Origin of the sequence: Escherichia sp. KCJ4928 (assembly GCF_004352695.1) — a bacterium.
Lineage (GTDB): Bacteria > Pseudomonadota > Gammaproteobacteria > Enterobacterales > Enterobacteriaceae > ECMA0423.
Genome location: NZ_SJWV01000561.1, coordinates 1 through 571 on the forward strand (window position 1 = coordinate 1; position 571 = coordinate 571).

Below are 571 nucleotides of genomic sequence, written 5' to 3' on the forward strand. Positions count from 1 at the left end.
AGATATACCAGACAAATCAATACCAGTATCTAAATCAGATATTCCCGGCGTATTTATCCATTCTGGCTGGATACTCATATTTTCATCATCTAAACAATACTCAGAAAAAACATCATCACACGCATTAATGTTTTCAATATATTCCATAAAGCCATACCAATAATAACCTTTAAAATCTGTGATAGACTCTGAACCTCTGCCCGGCAAGGACACTCTAACAATATCAATATCTCGAACATATTGTATAGTATATGTAATACCTTCTGAAACCCCTGAATAAGTTTCTGTATCATTAGTACGCAATGTTCTCAAACATAATGATAAATCATTATCATTCTGCATTTCCTCAAATTCTTTTTCTAGTGAATCGCATTCCAGGCATGGAATGTAGTCTTCAGCTTTTTGACGTCTGATTTCTTTATACAACCGCATAAAACACACCAGTGTGTTTTCAAAAAGCGTGATTGAATATTTTTGATTTTTTTCGTGCTCATTTTTTATATTGTTCCAGGCTTGTTTCAAATAATTATTTGCAGTGCAACTAATTCCATGTATATTACTACTCATATAT

General features: G+C 32.4%; 1 pseudogene. It reads right to left on the reverse strand.

Annotated features, from left to right (window positions below):
• Nucleotides 1-567, reverse strand: a pseudogene (locus E0D98_RS25550) (hypothetical protein); the annotation flags it as partial.
• Between the last annotated feature and the right edge of the window lie 4 nt (nt 568-571).